At 70.7% G+C, this 21,390-nt stretch carries 16 protein-coding genes; 11 read left to right on the plus strand and 5 right to left on the minus strand.

Translation table 11 applies throughout. The annotated features are described in order from the left end of the window. The first annotated feature begins 272 nt into the window (after positions 1-272). Complete coding sequence (locus E8A74_RS26410; protein ID WP_136931850.1) at positions 273-1,538, plus strand: FHA domain-containing protein; 1,266 nt, start codon at positions 273-275, stop codon at positions 1,536-1,538. Between the two features lie 40 nt (positions 1,539-1,578). Here the strand turns inward: E8A74_RS26410 and amrB are convergent, their stop codons facing one another. Continuing rightward, complete coding sequence (amrB, locus tag E8A74_RS26415; RefSeq protein WP_136931851.1) at positions 1,579-2,817, minus strand: AmmeMemoRadiSam system protein B; 1,239 nt, start codon at positions 2,815-2,817, stop codon at positions 1,579-1,581. Positions 2,818-2,914: 97 nt separating this feature from the next. Here amrB and E8A74_RS26420 point away from each other — a divergent pair, with 97 nt between their 5' ends. Next, positions 2,915-3,511, plus strand: coding sequence for a CxxCxxCC domain-containing protein (locus E8A74_RS26420; RefSeq protein WP_136931852.1), 597 nt, complete (start codon positions 2,915-2,917; stop codon positions 3,509-3,511). A gap of 6 nt (positions 3,512-3,517) precedes the next feature. Here the strand turns inward: E8A74_RS26420 and E8A74_RS26425 are convergent, their stop codons facing one another. Then, positions 3,518-5,683, minus strand: a complete 2,166-nt coding sequence (locus E8A74_RS26425) for a RelA/SpoT family protein (RefSeq protein WP_136931853.1) — start codon at positions 5,681-5,683, stop codon at positions 3,518-3,520. Positions 5,684-6,021: 338 nt separating this feature from the next. Here E8A74_RS26425 and hemW point away from each other — a divergent pair, with 338 nt between their 5' ends. Then, on the plus strand, positions 6,022-7,251 hold the full coding sequence (gene hemW, locus E8A74_RS26430) for a radical SAM family heme chaperone HemW (RefSeq protein ID WP_136931854.1): 1,230 nt from the start codon (positions 6,022-6,024) through the stop codon (positions 7,249-7,251). Positions 7,252-7,281: 30 nt separating this feature from the next. Here hemW and E8A74_RS26435 read toward each other — a convergent pair whose 3' ends face one another. Genes E8A74_RS26435 through E8A74_RS26445 form a run of 3 tightly spaced genes read right to left on the minus strand, consistent with a single transcriptional unit; the run spans position 7,282 to position 12,927 of the window. Then, entirely contained in the window at positions 7,282-8,526 is a 1,245-nt protein-coding gene (locus tag E8A74_RS26435) for a PEGA domain-containing protein (protein WP_136931855.1), read from the minus strand. After that, complete coding sequence (locus tag E8A74_RS26440; RefSeq protein ID WP_136931856.1) at positions 8,523-11,258, minus strand: FG-GAP and VCBS repeat-containing protein; 2,736 nt, start codon at positions 11,256-11,258, stop codon at positions 8,523-8,525. Before E8A74_RS26440 ends, E8A74_RS26435 begins: the two co-directional genes overlap by 4 nt. Before the next feature lie 34 nt (positions 11,259-11,292). Then, entirely contained in the window at positions 11,293-12,927 is a 1,635-nt protein-coding gene (locus tag E8A74_RS26445; protein ID WP_136931857.1) for a serine/threonine-protein kinase, read from the minus strand. A 69-nt stretch (positions 12,928-12,996) separates the two neighbouring features. On the opposite strand from E8A74_RS26445, the gene E8A74_RS26450 reads away from it, so the two are divergent. The 8 genes from E8A74_RS26450 to E8A74_RS26485 all read left to right on the plus strand — a co-directional run bounded on the left by E8A74_RS26450 (position 12,997) and on the right by E8A74_RS26485 (position 21,388). Continuing rightward, the gene (locus tag E8A74_RS26450) at positions 12,997-13,668 is read left to right on the plus strand and encodes a tetratricopeptide repeat protein (RefSeq protein ID WP_136931858.1); all 672 of its coding nucleotides are present in this window, start codon (positions 12,997-12,999) and stop codon (positions 13,666-13,668) included. Positions 13,669-13,724: 56 nt separating this feature from the next. After that, on the plus strand, positions 13,725-14,825 hold the full coding sequence (locus E8A74_RS26455; protein ID WP_170229381.1) for a polyprenyl synthetase family protein: 1,101 nt from the start codon (positions 13,725-13,727) through the stop codon (positions 14,823-14,825). Then, positions 14,816-15,859 carry a mevalonate kinase gene (mvk, locus tag E8A74_RS26460; protein ID WP_136931860.1) on the plus strand — a complete coding sequence of 348 codons (1,044 nt, stop codon included), beginning with the start codon at positions 14,816-14,818 and terminating at the stop codon, positions 15,857-15,859. Before E8A74_RS26455 ends, mvk begins: the two co-directional genes overlap by 10 nt. Then, complete coding sequence (gene mvaD / locus E8A74_RS26465; protein ID WP_136931861.1) at positions 15,856-16,845, plus strand: diphosphomevalonate decarboxylase; 990 nt, start codon at positions 15,856-15,858, stop codon at positions 16,843-16,845. Before mvk ends, mvaD begins: the two co-directional genes overlap by 4 nt. Beyond that, a complete protein-coding gene (locus E8A74_RS26470) occupies positions 16,842-17,750 on the plus strand; it encodes a mevalonate kinase family protein (RefSeq protein WP_136931862.1) in 909 nt (302 codons plus the stop codon). The genes mvaD and E8A74_RS26470 overlap by 4 nt, the downstream gene beginning before the upstream one ends. A gap of 118 nt (positions 17,751-17,868) precedes the next feature. Beyond that, positions 17,869-19,122 carry a hydroxymethylglutaryl-CoA reductase, degradative gene (locus E8A74_RS26475; RefSeq protein ID WP_170229382.1) on the plus strand — a complete coding sequence of 418 codons (1,254 nt, stop codon included), beginning with the start codon at positions 17,869-17,871 and terminating at the stop codon, positions 19,120-19,122. A gap of 35 nt (positions 19,123-19,157) precedes the next feature. Next, on the plus strand, positions 19,158-20,246 hold the full coding sequence (hisC, locus tag E8A74_RS26480; protein ID WP_136931864.1) for a histidinol-phosphate transaminase: 1,089 nt from the start codon (positions 19,158-19,160) through the stop codon (positions 20,244-20,246). Next, entirely contained in the window at positions 20,243-21,388 is a 1,146-nt protein-coding gene (locus E8A74_RS26485; protein ID WP_136931865.1) for a tetratricopeptide repeat protein, read from the plus strand. The genes hisC and E8A74_RS26485 overlap by 4 nt, the downstream gene beginning before the upstream one ends. Positions 21,389-21,390 lie beyond the last annotated feature (2 nt).

Here is a 21,390-nt window from a genome sequence, read left to right on the forward strand (position 1 = left end):
GAAGGGCCGTTCGGGTTTTTCCCGAATCACTCGGGAGGTCCCCGAGGAGGGCCCTACTGCGCGCCGAGGCGTGCCCCGTCAGCAGCGAGGCCATTCCTACTCGGCACTTTGGAAACTGTCAAGCCCTGCGCCCCAGACAGTTGCCTCTTTGAATTCCAAGAGTATCTTCTTCAACCGTTGCATCGGACGGCCTGGCCGAAGAGTCGGCCGTTGGGGGTTGCAGCACAGGCGGATGGGGCACCGTCGCGTGCTCCGTAGGGATGGGGGGAAACATGAACGAACAGCAAGCGGCTTTGCGTATCAACTCCGGTTCGAACGCGGAGGCGGTCAGCCAAGCACAAAAAGAGCACCGGTCGGGCGTCTTCGCGAAGGGACGGCGTGACGGAAGCGGCTGGGGGCTCGTGCTCATCGGTTTCAACGGCGAGCTCGCGCCGATCACGCTCACCGACGGCGCGGTGATCGGCAGCGCGTCGCGTGACGCGCACGTGGAAGGCGCGGGGATCGCGGCGGAGCACGCGCGTGTCAGCGTCCGCGCGGATGGTTGTTATGTCGAGGATCTCGGCACGCCCGACGGCACGTTCGTCGACGGCGTGCGCGCGCGTCGCATCGGGCTGAGCCACGGCGACGTGGTGCGGCTCGGCAGTCGAATCGGCGTGTTCGTCGAGCGTGATCTCAGCGCGTACGGCGGCGCGGTCATGCGCACGGGCCCGCTCGTTCACGGCCCGCGGCAGCGCAAGGATTGGATCGATCCGATCCTCGATCTCGTGAAGGGCGGCTCGTGCGTGTGCATCGAGGGCGGGCCCGGCACAGGCAAGCGCACGATGGCGAAGCTCGCCGCCGCGGTGCGCGAGGGCGTGGGCGACATCGTCACGGTCGACGGCCGCGCCGAGGGCAAGCCGACGATCCCGGCGGGCATTCGCCCGATGACGTGGGTCGTGCTCGATGCCGATCGGCTGCCGCGCCCGCAGCAGCTCGAGATCGCGCACGCGGTCGGTCGCACGAGCGGCGTGTCGGTGATCGCGACAGTGGGGCAGCCGCTCGATCGCGCGGTCGGCGACGGCAAGCTCGCGCCGTGGTTCGCTTCGCTCTTCTCGGGCAAGCGCGTCACGATCACCCCGCTCGAGCATCGCCGCGAGGACATCGCGGCGATCGTGCAGGACATCGCGGAGCGCCGCGGCATCGAGCTCTCGCGCATCACGCCGGAGCTGCTCGAATCGCTCGTGCGCGCGGGTTGGCCGGGCGGCGTGCCGCAGCTCGAAGCGACGCTCGTCTCCGCGGCCGAGGTCGCAGGCCCCGACGGCGCGCTCCTTCCCGCGTCGATCGCGTCGTCGCTCGCGCGGGCGAGCCGCACGAAGCCTTCGCTGCCGCCCGCCACGGATCCTTCGCTCGCTCGTGCGCGCCTCGAAGATGCGCTCGCGCGCGCGAACGGCTCGGTCGCGTCGGCCGCGCGTTCGCTCGGCATGTCGCGCCAGGCGATCTACCGCGAAGCCGAGCGCCTCGGCCTCGACATCGCGCGGCGCAAGTTCTCGCGGAGCTGACCTTTCGTTCGATCCGAGGGCCGTGCTCGGGCACGGCCCTTCAGGAGACGAACGCCAAGGACGCGTGACTGACGATCGATCCCTCCACGGGATCGACACACTGCGTGTAATGCAAGAGCCGCCCCGTCGCGGCCCCCGGGAGCGCCCGGAGCGCCGTGTAGATCGGGCCGAGGCCACACACGCGCCTCGTATCGAGATCCTCGACGACCTGCGAAAAAAAACCGCTCGCGTCGTGCTCCACCATGAGGCGGATGGACTCCGCGTCACGAGCTTGGAGCACGCCGCGCTCGGCTGCGTCGAGGGGACGCGCGTCTCCGAAGCGCGGGCCCACGTGCGCGAGATCGGCGCCCGCAATGAGGAAGGCGCGCGCGCCGCGTCGCTCGACGAGCTCGGCGAGCGACGCGAGGAACGACTCGGCGCGCGCGTCCTCCTGCGGATCACGTCCCCTCGCCTGCGCGTCGCCGAGGCCGCAGAGCACGGGCACGATCCGCGCAGGGCGATCACCGAGGAGATGGCGCAAGAAGATTCCTTGCAACTCCAAGGAATGCTCACCCTTGTGCAGGTACTCGTCCTCGCGCACGTCGAAGCGGCTGCGCGCCGCGAGGAACGCGAGCGCGTCGTGGTCGGGTTCGAGCGGGCCGAGCGGCGTGGCGAAACGCTTGGCGCAGACGGCGAAGGGCTGGCGCATCGGCGCGTGCGACGTGCCAAGCAGGAAGAAGGTGTCCACCTCTGGAGGCAACGACTCGGCGAGCGTGCCGTACGCGTGGCCGTACCCTTCCGCCGCGCGCCAGAGGTCCATGTGCGGCGCGCAGAGCCCGACGAGGCGACCCTGTGTTGCGCCGTTGCCGCGCGGCGCCTTCCCGAGACACGCCTCCTCGATGTAACGAGCGAGCTCCTGGGGATCACGGTGGTAGGCGCCGCCCGCGTGGTGCGCGGGCCGCTCGCTCGCCGCAGCAAACGCGGCCACGACCTCGTGTCGTCGCGCCTGGAAGCGTGGCGTCTCGAGCATGTAGGCCGCGTCGAGGTCGGCCACGATGCGCGACACGATCGCGACGTCGATCATGCGGCCGATGATGCGGCTCGCGCGACGGGCGATGCCGTCGAGGGAGACCGTGCCGTCCATGCACGAGACGACCGGGGCGAGGTCGCCGCGGATCACGATCGGGCTCGGAGCGATGCCCTCGCCGTCGCGGAGCATGAGCGCTTTGCCGAACGTCGGGTGCGGGACGAAGATGGCCTCGATCGGCCGCAGCCGCGGGTACGCGTGCGGTTTTGGCATGTTCCCGCGCAGGATAGCGCCCGCACGCCGCACGCAAAGGGAGGCGCGCGCGTTGGAACACGGCGGCGTCGACGCGTATGCTGCGGGCGATCGATCCATGCCCCCCACGAAGTCGCCCGATCGTTCGCACCCATCGCTTCGCACGAGCACCACGAAGGACGACGATCGGCGCGCGCTCGCGGGCCTGCTCGACGAGCTCGCGGCGCTCTACCGCGAGGTGGACGCGTCCTTTGCGGGGCAGACGTGCCCAGCGTCCACCGAGTGCTGTCGATTCGGCGTCACAGGACGCGAGCCGTACGTCACATCGATCGAGCTCGCCCTCGTGCAACGCGCCATCGCAGCGCGAGGCGGCGGGCGCACGCTCGGCCGCACGCCGCCGCCGCTCACCGGTCACGAGGACACGTCGCGTGGCAAGCGTCGCCTCACCACCGTCGACGAGCGCGTCTGCCCGCTGCTCGACGAGAACGGCCGCTGCGCGATCTATACGTCGCGTCCGTTCGGATGCCGTACCTACTGGTGCGAGCGCGCGACCTCGCCGGCGGGCGTCGATCAACGCGCCATCAACGCCTTCGTTCGCCGCATCAAGGATCTCGCTGCGCGGCACGCGCCCGAGGGAGACCTCGGGCGTCCGCTCACGCGCGCGCTCGCAGGCGCGGGCGCGAACTCCGGACCCGGGCCCCGACGCAGACGCTGACGAGCGTTACGTCCGCTCGACGGCCATCACGCCGGGGATACGCTGGAGCTGCCGGATGACGCCCTTGAGCTGGGCGAGGTCCGAGCACAGGAAGGTAAACGTGTTCGTCGCGCGGCCGTCGTCGCCGGCGCGGCAGGTCGCTTCGCTGATGTTGATGCCCTGCTCGTGGAACGTCTGGCCGACCGTGGCGAGGATGCCGGGCCGGTTCGCCGTCATCACGCGGAGCTGCACCGGGCGGTTGATCTTCGCCCGCGCGTCCCACGAAATCTCCACGCGGCGCTCCGGATCCGTGTCGAGCGCCTTCGGGCAGTTGCGGCGGTGCACGGTGATGCCGCGACCACGCGTGATGAAACCGACGATCTCGTCCCCCGGCAGGGGGTTGCAACACTTCGTGTAGCGGACGAGGACGTCGTCGATGCCGTTCAGCCGGATGCCGTGGTTGTCGCGGCCCGTCACCTTGCGGACGAGCGACTCGATGCGGCTCTCCTTGAGGGACGGCGGCGGCAGCGACTCCTTGTCGTTGCCCTGCGGCGGCGCGAGGAACTCGATGATCGCCTTCGGGCTGTGCTTGCCGTAGCCGACGCCGATCAAGAGCTCGTCGAAGGTCTGCGCGTTGAAGTGCTCGCAGAGCTTGCGGACCTCCGCCTCGTTCTTCGTGAGGCGCGCCATGCTGATCCCGCGCTGGTGGAACTCCTTCTCCAGGAGCTCGCGCCCGAGCTTCAGCGAGCGCTCGCGTTGATCGGCGCGCAGGTGGCTGCGGATGCGCGAGCGCGCGCGGCTCGTCGTGACGAAGTCGAGCCAGTCCTTGCTCGGCTGCTGGCTCGGGTTCGTCATCACCTCGACGACATCGCCGTTCCGCAGCTTGGAACGCAGCGGCACGATCGCCCCGTTCACGCGGGCGCCCGAGCAGTGATCGCCGACCTCGCTGTGGATCGCGTAGGCGAAGTCGATCGGCGTCGCGTTGCGCGGGAAGACGCGCACGTCGCCCTTCGGCGTGAAGACGTAGACCTCGTCCTGGAAGAGATCGACCTTCACGCTGTCCAGGAACTCGTGCGGATCCTTGAGCTCTTTCTGCCACTCCATGAGCTGGCGCAGCCAGCCGAAGCGCGCCGCGTCCTTCGGGTCGAGCCCGCCGGAGTGGCGCTCCTTGTACTTCCAGTGCGCGGCGATGCCTTGCTCCGCGACGCGATGCATCTCGTGCGTGCGGATCTGCACCTCGATGCGCTCGCGGCCCGGGCCGATGACCGTCGTGTGAAGCGACTGGTACATGTTCGGCTTCGGCAGCGCGACGTAGTCCTTGAAGCGGCCGGGCACCGGCGTGTACTGCGAGTGGATGACGCCGAGCGTCGCGTAACACTCGGCCACTGTCTCGACCTGCACGCGGAAGGCGATCACGTCGTAGACCTGATCGAAGTCGCACTGCTGCGACTGCATCTTCCGCCAGATCGAGTAGTTGTGCTTCGCCCGGCCCGTCACGTCACAGGCGAAGCCCTGCTCGGCGAGCTTGCCCGCGAGGATCTTCGAGACGTCGGCGATGTACTTGTCGCGCTCGGCCTTCGTGCCGAGCACCTTCTGCGAAAGGTCGGCGTGGGCCTCGGGCTCGAGGTACTTGAAGGCGAGGTCCTCGAGCTCGCTCTTGAACCGCGCGATGCCGAGCCGGTTCGCGAGCGGCGCGTAGATCTCCATCGTCTCGCGCGCGATCCGGTCCTGCGCCTCGGGCTTCATGTGCTCGAGCGTCCGCATGTTGTCGAGGCGGTCGCAGAGCTTCACCAGGAGCACGCGGATGTCGCGCGCCATGGCGACGAGCATCTTCCGGAAGTTCTCGGCTTGCCGATCTTCCTTCGAGGCGAAGTTGATCTTCGACAGCTTCGTCACGCCGTCGACGAGGAACGCGACCTCCTGACCGAACTCTCGCTCGATGTCCGACAGCGTCGCGAGCGTGTCCTCGACGACGTCGTGAAGCAGCCCCGCGACGATGCTGGCCACGTCGAGCTTCAGCTCGATGATGATGCCGGCGACCGAGACCGGGTGCGAGAAGTAAGGATCGCCGCTCTTGCGCATCTGGCCCTTGTGCGCTTCGGCGGCGTAGTCGTAAGCGCGGGCGATGAGCTCGACGTCGGCCCCAGGCTGATACGCCTGGACCCGCTCGATCAGCTCTTGAGACGTCACCATACGATGTGCGGAAGGTGCCAGGGCACCGTCCTGAACGTTCAAGCTAACACCCCGTGTTTCGCCCGGCAATTGGCTGACCATGGCTCACGCGCTCCGCTTCTTTCCGTCTTCGAGCGCCCGTGGCACGGCTGTCCAGCGGGCAGATGCGGAAACCTCCTCGACCTTTCCTCCACGAACGACCTGCATCAACTTGCGCACGAGCGCTTTCGCGCCCAAGGGGTCCTCGCGGCTTTCGGGGTCGAGGCGTGTCCTTCCACCCCCGTTCGACGTGCGTACTCGCGCCCGAGTTCTCCCGTGACACCCGGGAGCCCTAGAGACCTCCACACACGTAGAAATCCATGGAGCCGATCGGCGTCTATGTCCACTTCCCGTGGTGCCTGAAAAAGTGCCCCTATTGCGATTTCGTTTCGTTCGCAAAAGAACGGGACGGAATCGAACACGATCGGTACGCCGACGCCATCCTCGCCGAGCTCGAACGTCGGGCCAGCGCCTTCGAGGGGCGGACGCTCGCGACGGTGTTTTTCGGGGGTGGCACGCCCTCGCTCTGGGCGCCCCAGGCGCTCGGGCGGGTGCTCGCCGGGATCCGAGCATTCACGGCAGGGCGTGCGCTCTCTGACGTGGAGGTGACGGTCGAGTGCAACCCGAGCTCGCTCGACGAGGACCGGGCGCGGGCGCTCGTCGACGTGGGCGTGAACAGGCTCAGCGTGGGCGTGCAGGGGCTCGAGCCGGAGCGGCTGCGCTTCCTCGGGCGGCTGCACGACGCGGAAGGAGGCCTCGACGCGGTGCGGGCAGCGCTCCGGGCCGGCGTTCCGCGGGTGAGCGCAGATCTCATTTACGGCGTGGCCGTACCGGCGCCGGAGGGCGGTCCGAAGTACCTCGCAGGCGGGCCCACGCAGGAGCAGTCGCCGCGCGAGGCGGCCGCGGAGGCGCGGCGCGTGGCCGAGACGGGGGTGACGCATGTGTCGGCGTACAGCCTGACGATCGAGCCGGGGACGCAGTTCGGTGAGCTGTCGCGGCGAGGGCGCCTGCCCATCGCGAACGAGGACGGCGTGGCCGAGACGTTTTTCGCGATCGAGGAGGCGCTCGCTGCGGCCGGACTCCGGCATTACGAGATCTCGAACTACGCGCGCGAGGGGCACGAGGCGCGGCACAACCTCGGCTACTGGCGCGGGCACGACTACGTGGGCCTCGGCTGCGCGGCGTTCGGCACGGTGAGCGGACGAGGCGCCGAGGTGCAGGAGGGGTTCGCGTTGCGGTACCGAAACCCGATCGATCCGGCGCGGTACATGCGGGCAGCGCTCGCGGGCGAGGCTGAAGTCGAGAGCGAGGAGCCGCTCGATCCGGAGACGCGGCTGCGCGAGCGGATCATGCTGGGCCTGCGGCTGCGGGAAGGGTTCGACCTCGAACGATCGGCGGCGGAGGTCGGGGCAGAGGCCTGGACGCCGGAGCGGCGGCAGGCGGCCGAGCGGCTCATGAAGCGGGGCAAGCTCACGATCGAGGGAGGGACAATCCGCGTGCCCCGGGACGCGTGGGTGCTCGCCGACGGCATTGCAGCCGAATTGTTTTGAGGTCCGTCCATTGGACGACCAACGATTGCACTAGAAACGACCGATGACGGCGGCGCCCGCGAAACCTGGACCCACGACGGGCGCGTAGGCCATGTCCATGGTCGATCCCTTCTCCTTTGGCTCGGGCTTCTTCTCCTTGCGCGCAGGTGGCAGCGGCAGCGACGGCGCGTCGAAGGCGTAGAGCACGAAGCCCGTGAGCCCGATCGCGGCCCCGACGCCGAGCGCAATGCCCGCGGCGATCGTCGAGGCGCTCCGCTCGGCGAGGGCGCTGTTGTATTCGCGCAGCGTGGACTCGGTGAGCCCCGCCTTCTTGAGCTCGAGGGCTCTGCCCTCGGCGCCAAGCGCCTTCCCCCCTGCGCCGAGCCCACTGAGGAGGGTGAGCGCGCCGGCGCCGAGGAAGACGTAGGACACGTAGCGCTGCGGCGTGCGCGTGAGGTTCAACGCGAGGATGTCGCGTTCCCCGCGCTGGGCGACGATCTCGCGCGAATACGGCCGGAAGCCGTTGCGCGACACGGCGAGGAAACGCGCGCCGGGTTCGAGCTCCTGCGCGGGCAGCGGGGTCGTGCCGACGAGCTTGCCGTCGATGGCCACGGTCGCGCCCGCAGGGCCGCGGATGTCGAGCAGCGCGGGGCGCTCGCGCAGCTCGCTCTCGATGGCGCGCTGATCGCCCGGGGCGATGTTGATCTCGCGCTCCTCGTCGATGTAGCCCTCGGCGCTGATCTTGTACCGATGTTTGCCGGGCGTGACGGCCTCGGAGAGCGGCGGCTCGATGGGCTTACTGCCGTCGAGCGAGATCCGCGCGCCGGGCGTGGGCGAGGTGATGGTGACCTTCGTCTTCGGCGCATCCGACGCCGCGCTGGACGTGGTGGACGTGATCGTGCCGTCGCGAGGCAGGCGCGCCGCCGCGAGGACCTCGAGCTCGCCGAGCGCGGCCACGGCATCCGCGCGCCGCTCGCCTTCCTTCACCTGATCGAGGTAGAGGCGATAGTTCGCGATCGCTTGCTTGAGCTTCTCGAGATCGCCGTCGACGGCGTACTGGCGGCGGTAGGCCTGCGCGAGCGAGAAGATCATGGCCGGGCGCGGGGCCGCCGCGTACGCCTCGCGGAAGGAGTCGATCGCCACGAGGTAACGGCCATTCGTGTAGGCCTTGGCGCCCGCGTTGAAGAGCGCCTTCGCCTTCTCGACGTCCTCGGCGGCGCGCGCGGCGTGCGGGACGAGCGCGGTGAAGAGGAGGGCGACGGAGAGGATACGCGCGGCGCGACGAGCGTGGCTCATGGGCGGTTCGGCTTTCCGGCGAGGATGTAGATGCTCCCGTCGGCACCGATGGCGAGATCGTCGACGCCGTCGCCAGTCAGATCGCCCGCAGCGATCGTGGCGCCCGCGGGGGCCGACGGGATACACGCGACGACGTCCTTCTCGACACGCTTGCCGTTCGCGTCGATCTCCACGACGCGGTGGTAGAGGTACGCGCCCGTCGGGCCGAGGAAAACGAGCTCCTTGCGGACGTCGGTGTTGGCATCGACGACGTCGAGAGCCGTGGCGATGACCCCGACGACGCCGGGCTCGCTGTTGCACGGCTCGACGTCGGCGAGCGAGACGATGTCGACCGGCTCGACCAGGCTCCCTTGCTTGTTCGCGAACAGGACCGGCGTGGTGACGAAACGAGCTTCTTGTCCCACGCCGTTCTGGATCTCGATCTTCATGGCGAGGATGTCCACGTACGAGTCACCGTCGAAGTCCGCGGCGCGCAGGCTCGTGTAGACGTTTCCTTCTTTGGGGAACGACGGGACGTCCACGGGATCGGCGTCGGGCCTTGCGATGCGCAGGTGAGCCGTGGGCAGGCTGGCGCCGCCCGATGCGTGTGCCACGGCTACGATCTCGTCGACGGAATCCTTGTCGAGATCCACGACGACCGCGCTCGTCGCGGCGATCCACTTCTCGTCGAGCGACGCGAGGAGCGGCTGGCGGAGGAGCGAGGTCGACGGCTCCAGCGTGGGCCCCGCGGAGAGCGGGACCCACCAGAGATCCGCGGTGATGCCGGAGTGCTCGGTGAACGTGAGGGCCGCGAGATCCGGCGACGGGTCGTCCTTCGAGAAACGCCCGAGCAGCGGCAGGAAGGGATATCGGGCCTTCTCCAGCTTGCCTTCCGTGAGAAAGATAGCCGATTGGATCTGGCGGATGCTGCTGCCGAGCACGGCGCTCGTGCTCCAGCCGTCGCCCGCGGAGAGGCGCTTCTCGGGGTAGAGCACGACCAGATCGGTCGCGAGATCGCCGGTCAGCGCGATGAGATCGATCGGGAGGATCTGCGTGATGGCGGGGAAGCGCGCGATCGTGACGGGCGTCTCGGGCATGCCCGTGGGTTTGCCGTACGCGATCGACAGCGCGGTCCGCTCGAGGGCGGGGTTGTCGGGGTCCGCGACCGTCTCGCCGAAGACCACGTCGTCGAGCCCGTCGGCGTCGACGTCGGCGGCGCCGATGTCGTTCACCCGGCCTGCCTTGCCAATCTCGCTCGGGTTGAAGAGCCCACCGCCGAGGTTGTTCAAGAAGCCGATGCCGTTGCCCGTGGAAGCGACGACGTCCGGCAAGCCGTCGACGTTGAAGTCACCGATCAAGGCGCGCCGCAGGGAAGGTCCTTCCGATTCGTAGCCCCTGCGCTCGACCGTGAGGAACACTTCTTGAGGACCTGGGAGCTTGCCAAAGGCGAGGCCGCCGGGATCGACCATGTCGATCAAGCCATCCTCGTCGAGGTGGCCGAGCGCGAGCGGCGCGAAGACGCCGATGTCCACGTAGAGCAGGTCCGCGGTGTTGTCGCCCTGGAGGGCCAGCGGATCCTGCGGCGGCGCGCTGTCGTACGTCCCGTCGACGAGGCCGTAAGCGACCGCGAGGCCTCCACACCCCTTGCCGTTGCAGAGCGCGCTGTCGAGCAGCACCGGGGCGACGAGATCGGGGTAGGCGTCCGCGTTCACGTGCGTGAAGAACACGCCGTTCGTCGTCTGAAATTCGATGAGCGCCGCCTTGGAGGGCACGTCCTTCAGCGGCGCCTGCTTTTCGAGCGGGGGCCCCGGCAGCGTGACCGAGACGAGCTCGTCGAAGACCGGCGGGTACGCAGCGCTCTCGTTCGTCTCGACGCACGGGGCGTACACCTTCACGAAGTTCTCCGCGCCTGCGCTCGATCGCACCGCGACCTTCTGGCAGGGGCGCTTGAAGGGACCGGCCCACGCGTGATCGAGCCCGACGACGTCCTTGCCGAGGGGCGCCTTCAACCAATCCGAGGGCGACTTGCTCTCGTCGACGCGCAAGAACACGGCCCCGAGCGGCGTCAACGTGACGGCGCAGAGCTCGGGCCCCGGCATGCTCTCGGAGGGATCGGCGTCGATCGCGCGGAGGTGGACCTCCGCCTCCCCTTCGCCGGAGATGGTCGGAAAACTCGCGGGATCAAGAGATCGGTTGCGCTGGCCGCGCAGGACGCCGATGCCGCGACCCGAAGGCGCGGCGAGATCCGCGACCGTGTCGCCGTTGAGATCCGCGCTCGCGGCGAGCACGCCCGCCGTCGGGATCTCCGTCGTGCTGCCGAGGAGGCCGCCCGGATCGACGTAGTGAACGCGAATCGAGGTGGCGCCCGCCGCGACGACGTCCTGCCGCTTGTCGCCGTCGATGTCGGCGAGGAACATCTGGATGGGCGTCTCCGAGGCGACGGGGCCGCCGGCGCGTTCGAAGACCGGGGTTGGTTCACGACAAACCTCGTCCGCGCCGCACTTCCAGCCGTCGGGGCACTTCCAGAGCGTCCCATCGGTCTTCGCGCCGCAACTGTAACGGCAGCGCTGGGGACTGCTCGTCGGGTAACAAGCCCTGTCGTTCGGCAAGCTGACGCCGGGCTCGCAGTCCTCGCCGTAGGCGCTCTCGACGACGTCGTTGCCGCACTGGCCTTCCGAGATGGGCGAGAGATCCGCGCAGCCGAGCGCGAAGGGCAACGACGCGAGGAGCATCCGCCCGAGCGACGTTCCCACGAGACGAGATGTTCTCCGGCGCATGCGTCCTCGCTCAGGGTTTGAAAGGATTCTCCACTTCCTTCGAGTAGACCGGCCCCCGGGGCAAAGGCTTGAGCTCGACCGCCAGCGTGCCGTCCTCCGTCGGGATCTCGCGCGGCAGATCGATGTATCCCTTCGCCTTGAAGACGAGCCTCTCCGTCGTGCCGCGCGGGATCTCGATCGGCCCCGGCGCGGCGCCGAGCGGCTTCGTTCCGAGGAACACCTCGACCCCGGGCACACGCGTGTCGATGGTGATCTTCAGCGCGGCAGGAGGAGCGTCCGGTGCCAGGCTGCTCGACGCGGGGACCACCGCCGGCGCCGAGGACGCGGGGGGTTTCGGTTCGATCGTTGGTGCTGCAACGTTGGCCGAAGGTGCGGCGTTCGGGGCGTCACCGGACGGACGGCGCAGCGCCACGACGCCGAGGGCCACGGCCGCGAGCGCGGCGACCGCGAGGCCGGCGACGAGCAGCGGCTGCGAGCCTCCGCGCGCCTTGCCTGCGCCCTCCCCGGCCGTGGAGGTCTGAAGCGCGAGCTCGGTCTGGCCCGGGCTCGGCTTCGTCGATTCGACCGGCATCACGTGGGTCACGGCGATCGCCTCGGTCTTGCCCTGGTCCGCCGAGGAATCCGTGACGATACGGACCGAGCCCTCGGCGAGCTTCGCTGCCTCCGGGCGTGGGACGATCGTCTTCACCTCGATGCCCGCGCCTCGCGCGGCGGCGGCGATCGCCTCGACCGCCTCGCCGACGGTCCGCGGCCGGCGTGCCGGATCCTTCTCCAGCATGTGCAAGACAGGCGCGTCGAGCGCCGCGGGGAGGTTCGGACAAACCGCGGACATCGGCGGCGCGGGCGCGGAGGTCTGCTTGACGAGGAGGTCGATGGTGTCCTCGGCCTCGAAGGGCAATCGGCCCGTGAGCAGCTCGTGGACCACGATGCCGAAGGAGTAGATGTCGGTGCGGTGATCGACGTTCTTCCCGCGGCACTGCTCGGGCGACATGTAGAGCGGCGTGCCCATGGCCATGCCGGTGCGGGTCTTGTGATGTGCGCCGGTGGAGTCGCCGAGGAGCTTGGCGATGCCGAAATCGAGCAGCTTCGGGAAGAGGCCCGTGTCCTCGTCATACACGAGGAAGATGTTCTCCGGTTTGAGATCGCGGTGCGCGATGCCCGCGGCGTGCGCGGCGTCGAGGGCGCGCGCGATCTTGACGAGGATGGGGATCACGTCCGCGGGCGGGATGCGGCCGCGCTGGCGGAGATACGCGTCGAGGGTCAGGCCCTCGAGCAGCTCCATCACGTAGTACTGGCGGCCGTCGTCGAGGACGCCGAACGAGAAGATGTCGATGATGTTGCGGTGGCGGATCTGGTTGACCGCGCGCGCCTCGGCGACGAACCGCGAGACGATCTGCGGGTTCGCCGAGAACTCCCGCGAGAGGACCTTGATCGCCGCGGCCTTGCCGATCACGGGATGCACGGCGCGGTAAACGGCGCCGAAGCCACCTTCGCCGAGTTTGCCCTCGATGCGGTACTCGCCGACGATCGTGCCAGGGGCGAGCAAGGGCTCGAGGGTGTCATCGGGGACGAGCCCTTCGCCGTCGTTCGCGCACGTCGAGACGTCGTCCGGGTACTGGGTACGACAGGTGGGGCACGTCGCCATGAAGGATCCGTGCGGCGAGGGTACACGAGCGATGTGCGTGCGCACAGCCCCGGCTAGGATGCGATCCTCGTGCACCGACAGGTCTCACGCCGCGCAAGCACGCTCGGATGCGTGACGTTCGTCGTCGCGCTCGCAGCCGAGGCGCGCGGGCAGGCCGACGAAGAGACGAGCTGGGCGACGAAACAAGCCGCAGAGCTCGTGCGGCAAGGCGAGGCGCACGCGGCGCGAGGGGACGGCGCCGCCGCGACGCGACGGCTGCTCGAAGCGATCTCGTTCGATCCCACGTACGGGCCGGCCTACCTCGCGCTCGCGGCGCGACACGAGGCCACGGGGGACGTGGTGGAAGCGGAGCGGGTGTACACGGCGGGGCTCGAACGCGTGGCGGGCTTCGCAGAAGGACACGCGGCGCGGGGGAGTTTACGCAGGCGTCTCGGGAGGTTGCGCGAAGCGGCCGCGGACTTCGAGGCGGCGCTCTCGTTCGTGCCGGATCACAAGGCAGCGCTCGAAGGTCTGTATGCGACGTACGTGGCGCTCTCCGCGCTGCCGGCCGCGCTCGCGACGAGCCGGCGGATGGAAGCGCTCGCGGAGGCGCGCGGCGACACAGCGGCGCACAAGGAAGCGCGAGCGCGCTCGCGGGCGCTCGTAGTGCTGCTCGCAGAGGTCGATCCCGTGACGGCGGGCGCGCGGGATCGTGGGCCCCTCCGCAGAGCGCTCGCGCGTCAGGCGCGTCGGGGGCGATGACGCGCCGGGCCCTGCCATTGACCGACCCGGGTACGGCTCCTACGCTCGCGCGCCCTATGAACCAAGGCATCTCCCCGACGACGGCCGAGCCCGCCACGAACGGGAACGCGTTCCTCGCGCTGCTCACGCAGATCAAGCCCGAGATCGAGCGCCGCATCGCCGCGCGGTTCGACGAGAAGATCACGCGGGCGCGCGCGTACGGGCCCGCGGTCGCCGTGATGCTCGAAGCGGCGCGGGACCTCTCCCTGCGCGGCGGCAAACGCGTGCGCGCAGGGCTCATCGCTGCCGGCTGGATCGTCGCTGGAGGTGAAGGCGCGCTCGAACCGGCGATCGACGCTGGCGTCGCGTTCGAGCTCCTGCAGAGCTACCTGCTCATCCAGGACGACTGGATGGACGGGGATCCGACGCGGCGCGGTGGTCCGAGCGTGCACGCGGCGCTCGCCAAGGAGCTCGGCGGCGAGCACATCGGCGCGACGTCGGCGATCCTCGCGAGCGACATGACATGGGGGCTCTCGGTGGAGACGCTCGTGTCGATCGCGGGGCTGCCGGCCGAACGGCGGCTCCAGGTGCTGCAGGTGTTCATGCGGATCCATGAGGACGTTGTGCTCGGCCAGCAGATCGACGTGCTCGGCAAGGCCGAGGACGTGGAGGCGATGCACGACCTGAAGACCGGGAGCTACACGATGCGCGGGCCGCTCAGCATCGGGGCGGCGCTCGCGGGCGGATCGCCGGAGCTGCACGCGGCGCTCGCGCGCTTCGCGGCGCCGCTCGGCATCGCGTTCCAGCTCCGCGACGATCTGATCGGGACCTTCGGGGATCACGCCGAGACGGGCAAGCCCGTGGGGAACGACATCATCGCGGGCAAACGCACGTCGCTCGTGGCCGAGGCCGAACGGCTCGCGAACGAGGACGAGCGGCGCGCGCTCGCGCAGGCGCACGGGCGAGCGGACGCGGACGCGGCGGCGATCGCAGCGGCGACGCGGGCGCTCGTGACGTCGGGCGCGCGCCGGGCCGTAGAGGAGCGGCAGCGGGCGCTCTGCGACGCCGCGGCGAAGGAGGTCGCGTCGATGCCGGTGTCGGCCGCGGCGCGCGCGATCCTCGCCGGCGTGGTGGAGGCGCTCCGGGTTCGTCCCGCAAGGTCGGAGGCGTGCTCGTGACGGGCCAGGCGAGCACCGAAGGCACCGCGTCGGGGAAGGTGATCCTGTTCGGCGAGCACGCGGTCGTGTACGGGTCGCCCGCGATCGCAGCCGGCCTCGATCGCGGGGCGCGCGCCGTCGTGACGCGGCAGCCGAGCGGGCCGAGCACGCTGCGGCTCGGAGACGGCACGGTCGTCGCGGATGCGTCGTCGGCAAGTGATCTCGGGCGGGCGTTCTCGGCGCTCTTGGAGGTCGCCCCGGCGATTCCGCCCGTGCACGTGGAGGCGCGCTGCGATCTGCCGCCGGGCGGAGGGCTCGGCAGCTCGGCGGCGCTCGCCGTTTCGATCGCGCGCGCGGCGGAGGCGCTCGCGCGCAGCGGCGAGATCCGCCCCGAGGAAGGCGCGGCGATCGAGGCTCGTGTGCTCGCGCGCGCGGCCGCGTGGGAGCGGATCTTTCACGGCAATCCCTCGGGGATCGACGCGACGGCCGCGGCCCAAGGAGGGATCTTTAGGTTCACGCGTGCCGAGGGCGCGCGGCCGATCACGCCGCGCCACGATCTCGTCCTGTGCGTTGGATCCACGGGGCACCCGTCGTCGACGCGAACGACGGTCGAGCTCATCGCCTCGCAACACGCGAAGGATCCCGTGCTCGTGAAGCGATCGATCGACGCGATCACGTCGATCGTGGGCAACGCAGTGCTCGCCATCGAGGCCGGCGACATGCGCGCGCTCGGCGATCTCATGAACATGAACCAGCTCGTGCTCTCAGGTCTGTTCGTCTCGACGAGCGAGCTCGAGGAGCTCTGCGCGCTCGCGCGGTCCGCAGGCGCGCTCGGCGCGAAGCTCACGGGCGGTGGCGGCGGCGGGTGCGTGCTCGCGCTCGTGCCGCCCTCGTTCCGGAGCGACGGCACGCGAGACGAAGCGCGCGAAGCCGAAAGCGCCGCGCGCATCCTCGACGCCTGGCGAGGCGCCGAGGGCCACTACGAAGGTTTTTGTGCGCGCATCGGCGCGGGCGGGCGCTCGGAGACGCGGGGCGCCGAAGGAGGTTTGTCTTGACGATTCGCGCGGCGAAAGCAACGGCGCATCCGAACATCGCGCTGGCGAAATACTGGGGCAAACGCGCGGACGGCGTGAACCAACCCGCGGTCCCGAGCCTCTCGGTGACGCTTGCGGGCATGGCCACGACGACGACCGTGGCCTTCGATCCGGCGCTTACGGAGGACACGTTCCTGCTCGGCGGCGCGCCGGCCGACGAGGTCGCGCACGGCCGCGTGGTCAAGCTCCTCGATCGGGTGCGTCGTGCGGCGGGGATTTCGACGCGTGCGCGCGTCGAGAGCGGCAACGATTTCCCCACGGCCTCGGGCCTCGCGTCGAGCGCGTCGGGCTTCTCGGCGCTCGCGCTCGCGGCGCTCAGCGCGGCGGGGCTCGACACGGCTCCGACGCAGGTGAGTGATCTCGCGCGGCGGATCTCGGTATCCGCAGCGCGCTCGGCGTTCGGCGGGTTCGTGGAGCTGCCGGTGGGGAGCCCCGGCGAGGGGGATCTCGCGGCAATCCCGATCGCGCCCCCGGAGCATCTGGCGCTGCGCGTCGTCGTGGCCGTGACGCGGGAAGGCCCGAAGGCCGTGGGCTCGACGGACGGCATGGAGCACACGGTTCGTACGAGCCCGTATTTTCCGGCGTGGGTCGCGTCCGCGCCCGCGCTCTGCGCCCGCGTGCGCGAGGCGATCTTGCGGCGGGATCTCGAAGCGCTCGGCGTCGCCGCCGAGGAGAGCGCGCTCGCCATGCACGCGACCAGCATCGCGGCGCGGCCGGGGCTGCTCTACTGGACCGGCGGCACGGTGGAGGCGCTCGAAGAGGTGCGCAGGCTCCGCGCGCGTGGGCTGCTCGCGTACGCGACGATCGACGCGGGTCCTCACGTGAAGGTTATGACGACGCCGGAGGACGAGCCGCGCGTGACGGCCGCGCTCGCCGAGGTGCCGGGCGTCAAACGAACGATCGTGGCGTCGCCCGGCGAGGGCGCGCGGCTCCTGGATCGAACGTGATCACGCGGGCGCCGGGCAAGATCGTCGTCTCCGGGGCATATGCCGTCCTCGAAGGAGCGCCTGCGCTCGTCGCGGCCGTCGATCGATATGTGATGGCGGACGCGAGCCGCACGAGCGAGTTCGTGACGGAGGAGGTCCGCGCGGCGATCGACGCAGGCATCCTCCACCACGCGCCCGCGTTCGACGCGTCGGCCCTGCGCGCGCCGATGCCCGACGGTACGACACGCAAGCTCGGGCTCGGATCGAGCGCGGCGATCACGGTCGCCTCGATCGGCGCGGTCCTCGCAGCGACGATCGAAGACGAGGCTGCGCTGCAGCGCGCGGTCTTCCCGCTCGCGCTCGCCGCGCACCGGAAAGCGCAGCCGCGCGGCAGCGGCATCGACGTCGCTTCGAGCGTATTCGGTGGGATCGTGGCGTGCCGGCTCGCGCCCGAGGGCGCGCTCGACGTCGTGCCGTTCACGCTGCCCGAAGGCGTCGTCCTCGAGGTCTTCGCGTGCCCCACGGCGGCCTCGACGGGCGCGCTCGTCGAGAAGGTCCAGGGCCTTCGCGCGACGGATCCCGCGACGTACCGGCACCTGCTCGACGAGATCACGGACGGCGCGCAAGCCGCCCTCGAAGCGCAGGACGCCGCGGGGTTCGTGCAAGCGATCACGGCGCAACTCGACGCGCTCGCGGAGCTCGGTCGTGCGGCCGGCGCTCCCATCGTGGTGGACGACGTGGCCGATCTCCGGCCGTTCGCGCGCGCCGAAGGCGCGAGCTTCGGCCCGAGCGGCGCCGGCGGCGGCGACATCGCCCTCTGGATCGGCCGGACGCCCTCGTCCGCAGCCTTCCGCGCGCGCGCGGCCGCACGAAAGCTCGAACCCCTCGACACGCGCATCGGCCCCCCGGGTCTCTCCGTCGGTTGAACGACCCGAGCAGGCCGGCGCGACCTCCCCCACCGATCCTCCCGCGCCTCATCACCCTCGCTGCGCCGAGTCTCCACGGAACATGCGCATGGAGGCGCGTTATCCCTCCCGAGCGACCATGCACCGTGACCCTCCCCTTCCCCTCCCCTCGTTGCGCCACTTCTCCATCCCCGAGCGACGCGCCGAGGTCGCGCGTCTCGTCGGCCTCGCCCCTGCGGAGCTCGAACATGCGCTTCGATCGGGCGGCCTCGACGAATCGACCGCGGACGCGATGGTCGAGAACGCGCTCGGCACGCTGGCCTTGCCGTTCGGCGTCGCGCCGGGCGTGCGCGTGAACGGCAAGGACTACCTCGTGCCCATGGCGATCGAAGAGCCGAGCGTCATCGCCGCCGCGTCGAACGCCGCCAAGCGCGCGCGCAAGGCCGGCGGGTTCGTCGCGGAGATCGATCCCTCGATCGTCGTCGCGCAGATCGAGGTGCACGACATCGCCGATCCTGCGGGTGCGCTCGCGCGGATCGAGGGCGCGGCCGCGGAGCTCGTCGCGCGGGCAAACGAAGCGATCGGCAACCTCGTCGCGCGCGGCGGCGGCGCGCGACGCTCTTCCGTGCGTGATCTCGGCGGCGGCATGATCGTCGTCCACGTGCACGTCGACTGCCTCGACGCGATGGGCGCGAACCTCGTGAACACCGTCGCCGAGGCCGTGGGCGCGCGCGTGGCCGAGCTCGCGCGCGGGACGCTCGGCCTGCGCATCCTCTCGAACTACTGCGACGAGCGGGTCGCCCGCGTGCGCGTTCGTTTGCCCGTCGAGGAGCTCGCGAGCGCACGGGTGTCCGGGCTCGACGCGGCCCGCGGCATCGCGCAAGCCTCGGCGTTCGCCGAGCGCGATGTCTACCGCGCCGTAACGCACAACAAGGGCATCATGAACGGCGTCGACGCCGTCGTGCTCGCGACCGGCAACGACTGGCGCGCGGTCGAGGCCGGCGCACATGCGTACGCGGCGCGCGAGGGTAGCTACCGCCCGCTCGCCACCTGGCGCCTCTCGGACGACGAGCAGGCCCTCGAAGGACAGCTCGCGCTCCCCCTCGCGCTCGGCATCGTCGGAGGCGCCTTGCGCGCGCACCCGGGCGCCCGCCTCGCGCTCGCGCTCCTCCGCGTGACGTCCGCGGCAGAGCTCGCCGCCGTCGCGGCCGCCACGGGCCTCGCGACGAACCTGTCGGCCCTCCGCGCGCTCTCGACCGAGGGGATCCAGCGCGGCCACATGGCGCTGCACCACCGGGCGACGGGCGGGCCCTCGGAGCGTGGTCCCCGAACGACGAACGGCTCCGGGGCTTGCGAGCCCCCCGCCGCGGGAGAGGCTAAGCTGCCGCGCTGATTCGCGCCGACGCGCGGATCCCGAGGTGCCCTCGCATGACCGCGCCCCGCTTCGCCCACCTGCTCCGCCCCGAGCTCGCGGACCTCGCCGCGTACGTCCCGCACACGGGCGACCACGAGATCCGGCTCGACGGCAACGAGGCCCCGCCGCTGCTGTCCTCGAACGCGCGCGCCGGCGTGGCGCATGCGCTCGCGGCGGGCGGGCTCGAGCGATATCCGGATCCACGGGCGACCGAGCTGCGCGAGGCGATCGCCGCGCACGTGGGCGCGACGCCGGACGAGATCCTCGTCGGCACAGGCTCCGACGAGGTGATCGCGCTCCTCCTCACCACGCTCTCGCAGCCCCGCGCGGGCGCCGACGCGGCGACGATCCTCACGCCGTCGCCCACATTCGTCATGTACCGGCTCAGCGCAGCGGCGCGCGGCATCCGCGTCCTCGAGGTGCCGCTCGACGAGCGCTGGGATCTCGACGTCGCGCAGATGCGCGCGGCGATCGAAGCCGGACAACCGAACATCGTTTTCCTCGCGACGCCGAACAACCCGACCGGAAACCGCATGTCGGAGGATCGGATCCGCGCCGTGATCGAGGCCGCCGAAGGCGCGCTCGTCGTGCTCGACGAGGCCTACGTCGCGTTCGCGCCCGCGAGCCTCGCGCACCTCCGCCACGTGTACCCGAACGTCGCGATGCTCGGCACGATCTCCAAGATCGGGTTCGCGGCGCTGCGGATCGGCTGGCTCGTGGGGCCGGTCGAGCTCATCCGCGAGGTCGACAAGGTACGCCAGCCCTACAACCTCCCCACGCCCTCGCAGCGCGCCGCCACGTTCGTCCTGCGCGAGCTCCGCGCCGAGATCGATCACGTCGTCGCGCACGTCGTCGGGGAGCGCGAGCGGCTCGGGCGGGAACTCGGGCGGCTCGGCTTCGGGGTCTCGCCGAGCGACGCGAATTTCCTTTGGGTTGAAACGAAACGGCCGGCGAAGGACGTCTTCGAGGGGCTCGCGGCGAGCAAGATCCTCGTGCGGAGTTTTCACGCTCGCGGCGGGCGCCTCGCGAACCGGCTGCGCATCACGATCGGGACACGCGAAGAGAACAACAGGTTGCTCGAAGCGATCGCGAGGTGGGCATGATCCGGCGCCGTCGCTCGGCAGCGATCCTCGCCGCTGCCATCACGCTGCTCGGCCTCGTGGCAGGCTGCGGGGATCCGACGGTGATCCGCGTGATCGACGGCGTGCCCACGCAGGGGCGGTTCATCTCGTACGAGGCGTACGCGTACTACGCGCGCGGCACGGAGGCCGAGGCGCACGGCGATCTGCCGCTCGCGATCACGCTCTACCGCGGCGCCGCGGAGAACGACGCGAAGAGCGTCGAAATCTGGACGCGTCTCGGCGCGGCTTCGTGTGCGAGCCCCGACGCGCGGGCCTTCGCGGGAGAAGCCTTCACCCGCGCCGAAGAGCTCGACCCGACGTACGAGCCCCTCGCCCGCGCACGCGCGCGCTGCGCGGCCGACACGGGGCACCTCGCCGAGGCGCTGAAGCACGCCGCACACGCCGTCGCGCTCGATCCTGGGCAGGACGACGCGGTCCTGCTCTACGCCTCGCTGCTCGAACGCACGGGGCGCGTGGCGGACGCCGAACGCACGCTCGACGCGCTCGTCATCGAGCGGCCCACCTCCGTGCAGGGATGGCTCGCTCGATACGAGCTCGCGTTGCGCCTTCACGATGCGGTGACGGCCGAGCGAGCGGCTCGCGCGTTGCGTCAACGAGCACCTCGCCTCGCGATGCGCGTCGCCGCCGAGGTGCCAGCGCTCGCCCCGCTCGCCGAGGTCGACGCGGCCCTCCGCGCCGGTGACCTCGACGCCGCGCGAAAAGCCGCTCGTCGCGCCCACCTACCCGCGCCAGAGCTTGCCGTGCGTGCCGCGGCGCTTGGCCTCCCTCGCCTCGCGCGTGACCAGGCCGAGCTCGTCCTCGGCGCCGATCCCTCGTCGAACTCCGCGCGGATCGCGCTCGCCGTCGCCGCGGATCTCTCCGGCGACACGGCCCTGCTCGCGACCGCGCTCGACGCCCCGAAGGACACGCCCACCGTGGCGCCCTCCCCCCTCGCGCGCCTGCTCTTCACCGACCTGCTCGGAAGGCGCGCGGGCCGCGACGCCGCGCGCGCCTTCGCCGGCGCGGACCTCGTTTCCCCCGACGCCCCCTCGCCGGATCCTCTGCTCGAAGCCGCCCGCAAGCGCGTGCGTGCGCTGCTCGCGCCCTCGAGCAAGGGCGCGTAGCG

This window comes from Polyangium fumosum (assembly GCF_005144585.1).
Classification (GTDB): domain Bacteria; phylum Myxococcota_A; class Polyangia; order Polyangiales; family Polyangiaceae; genus Polyangium; species Polyangium fumosum.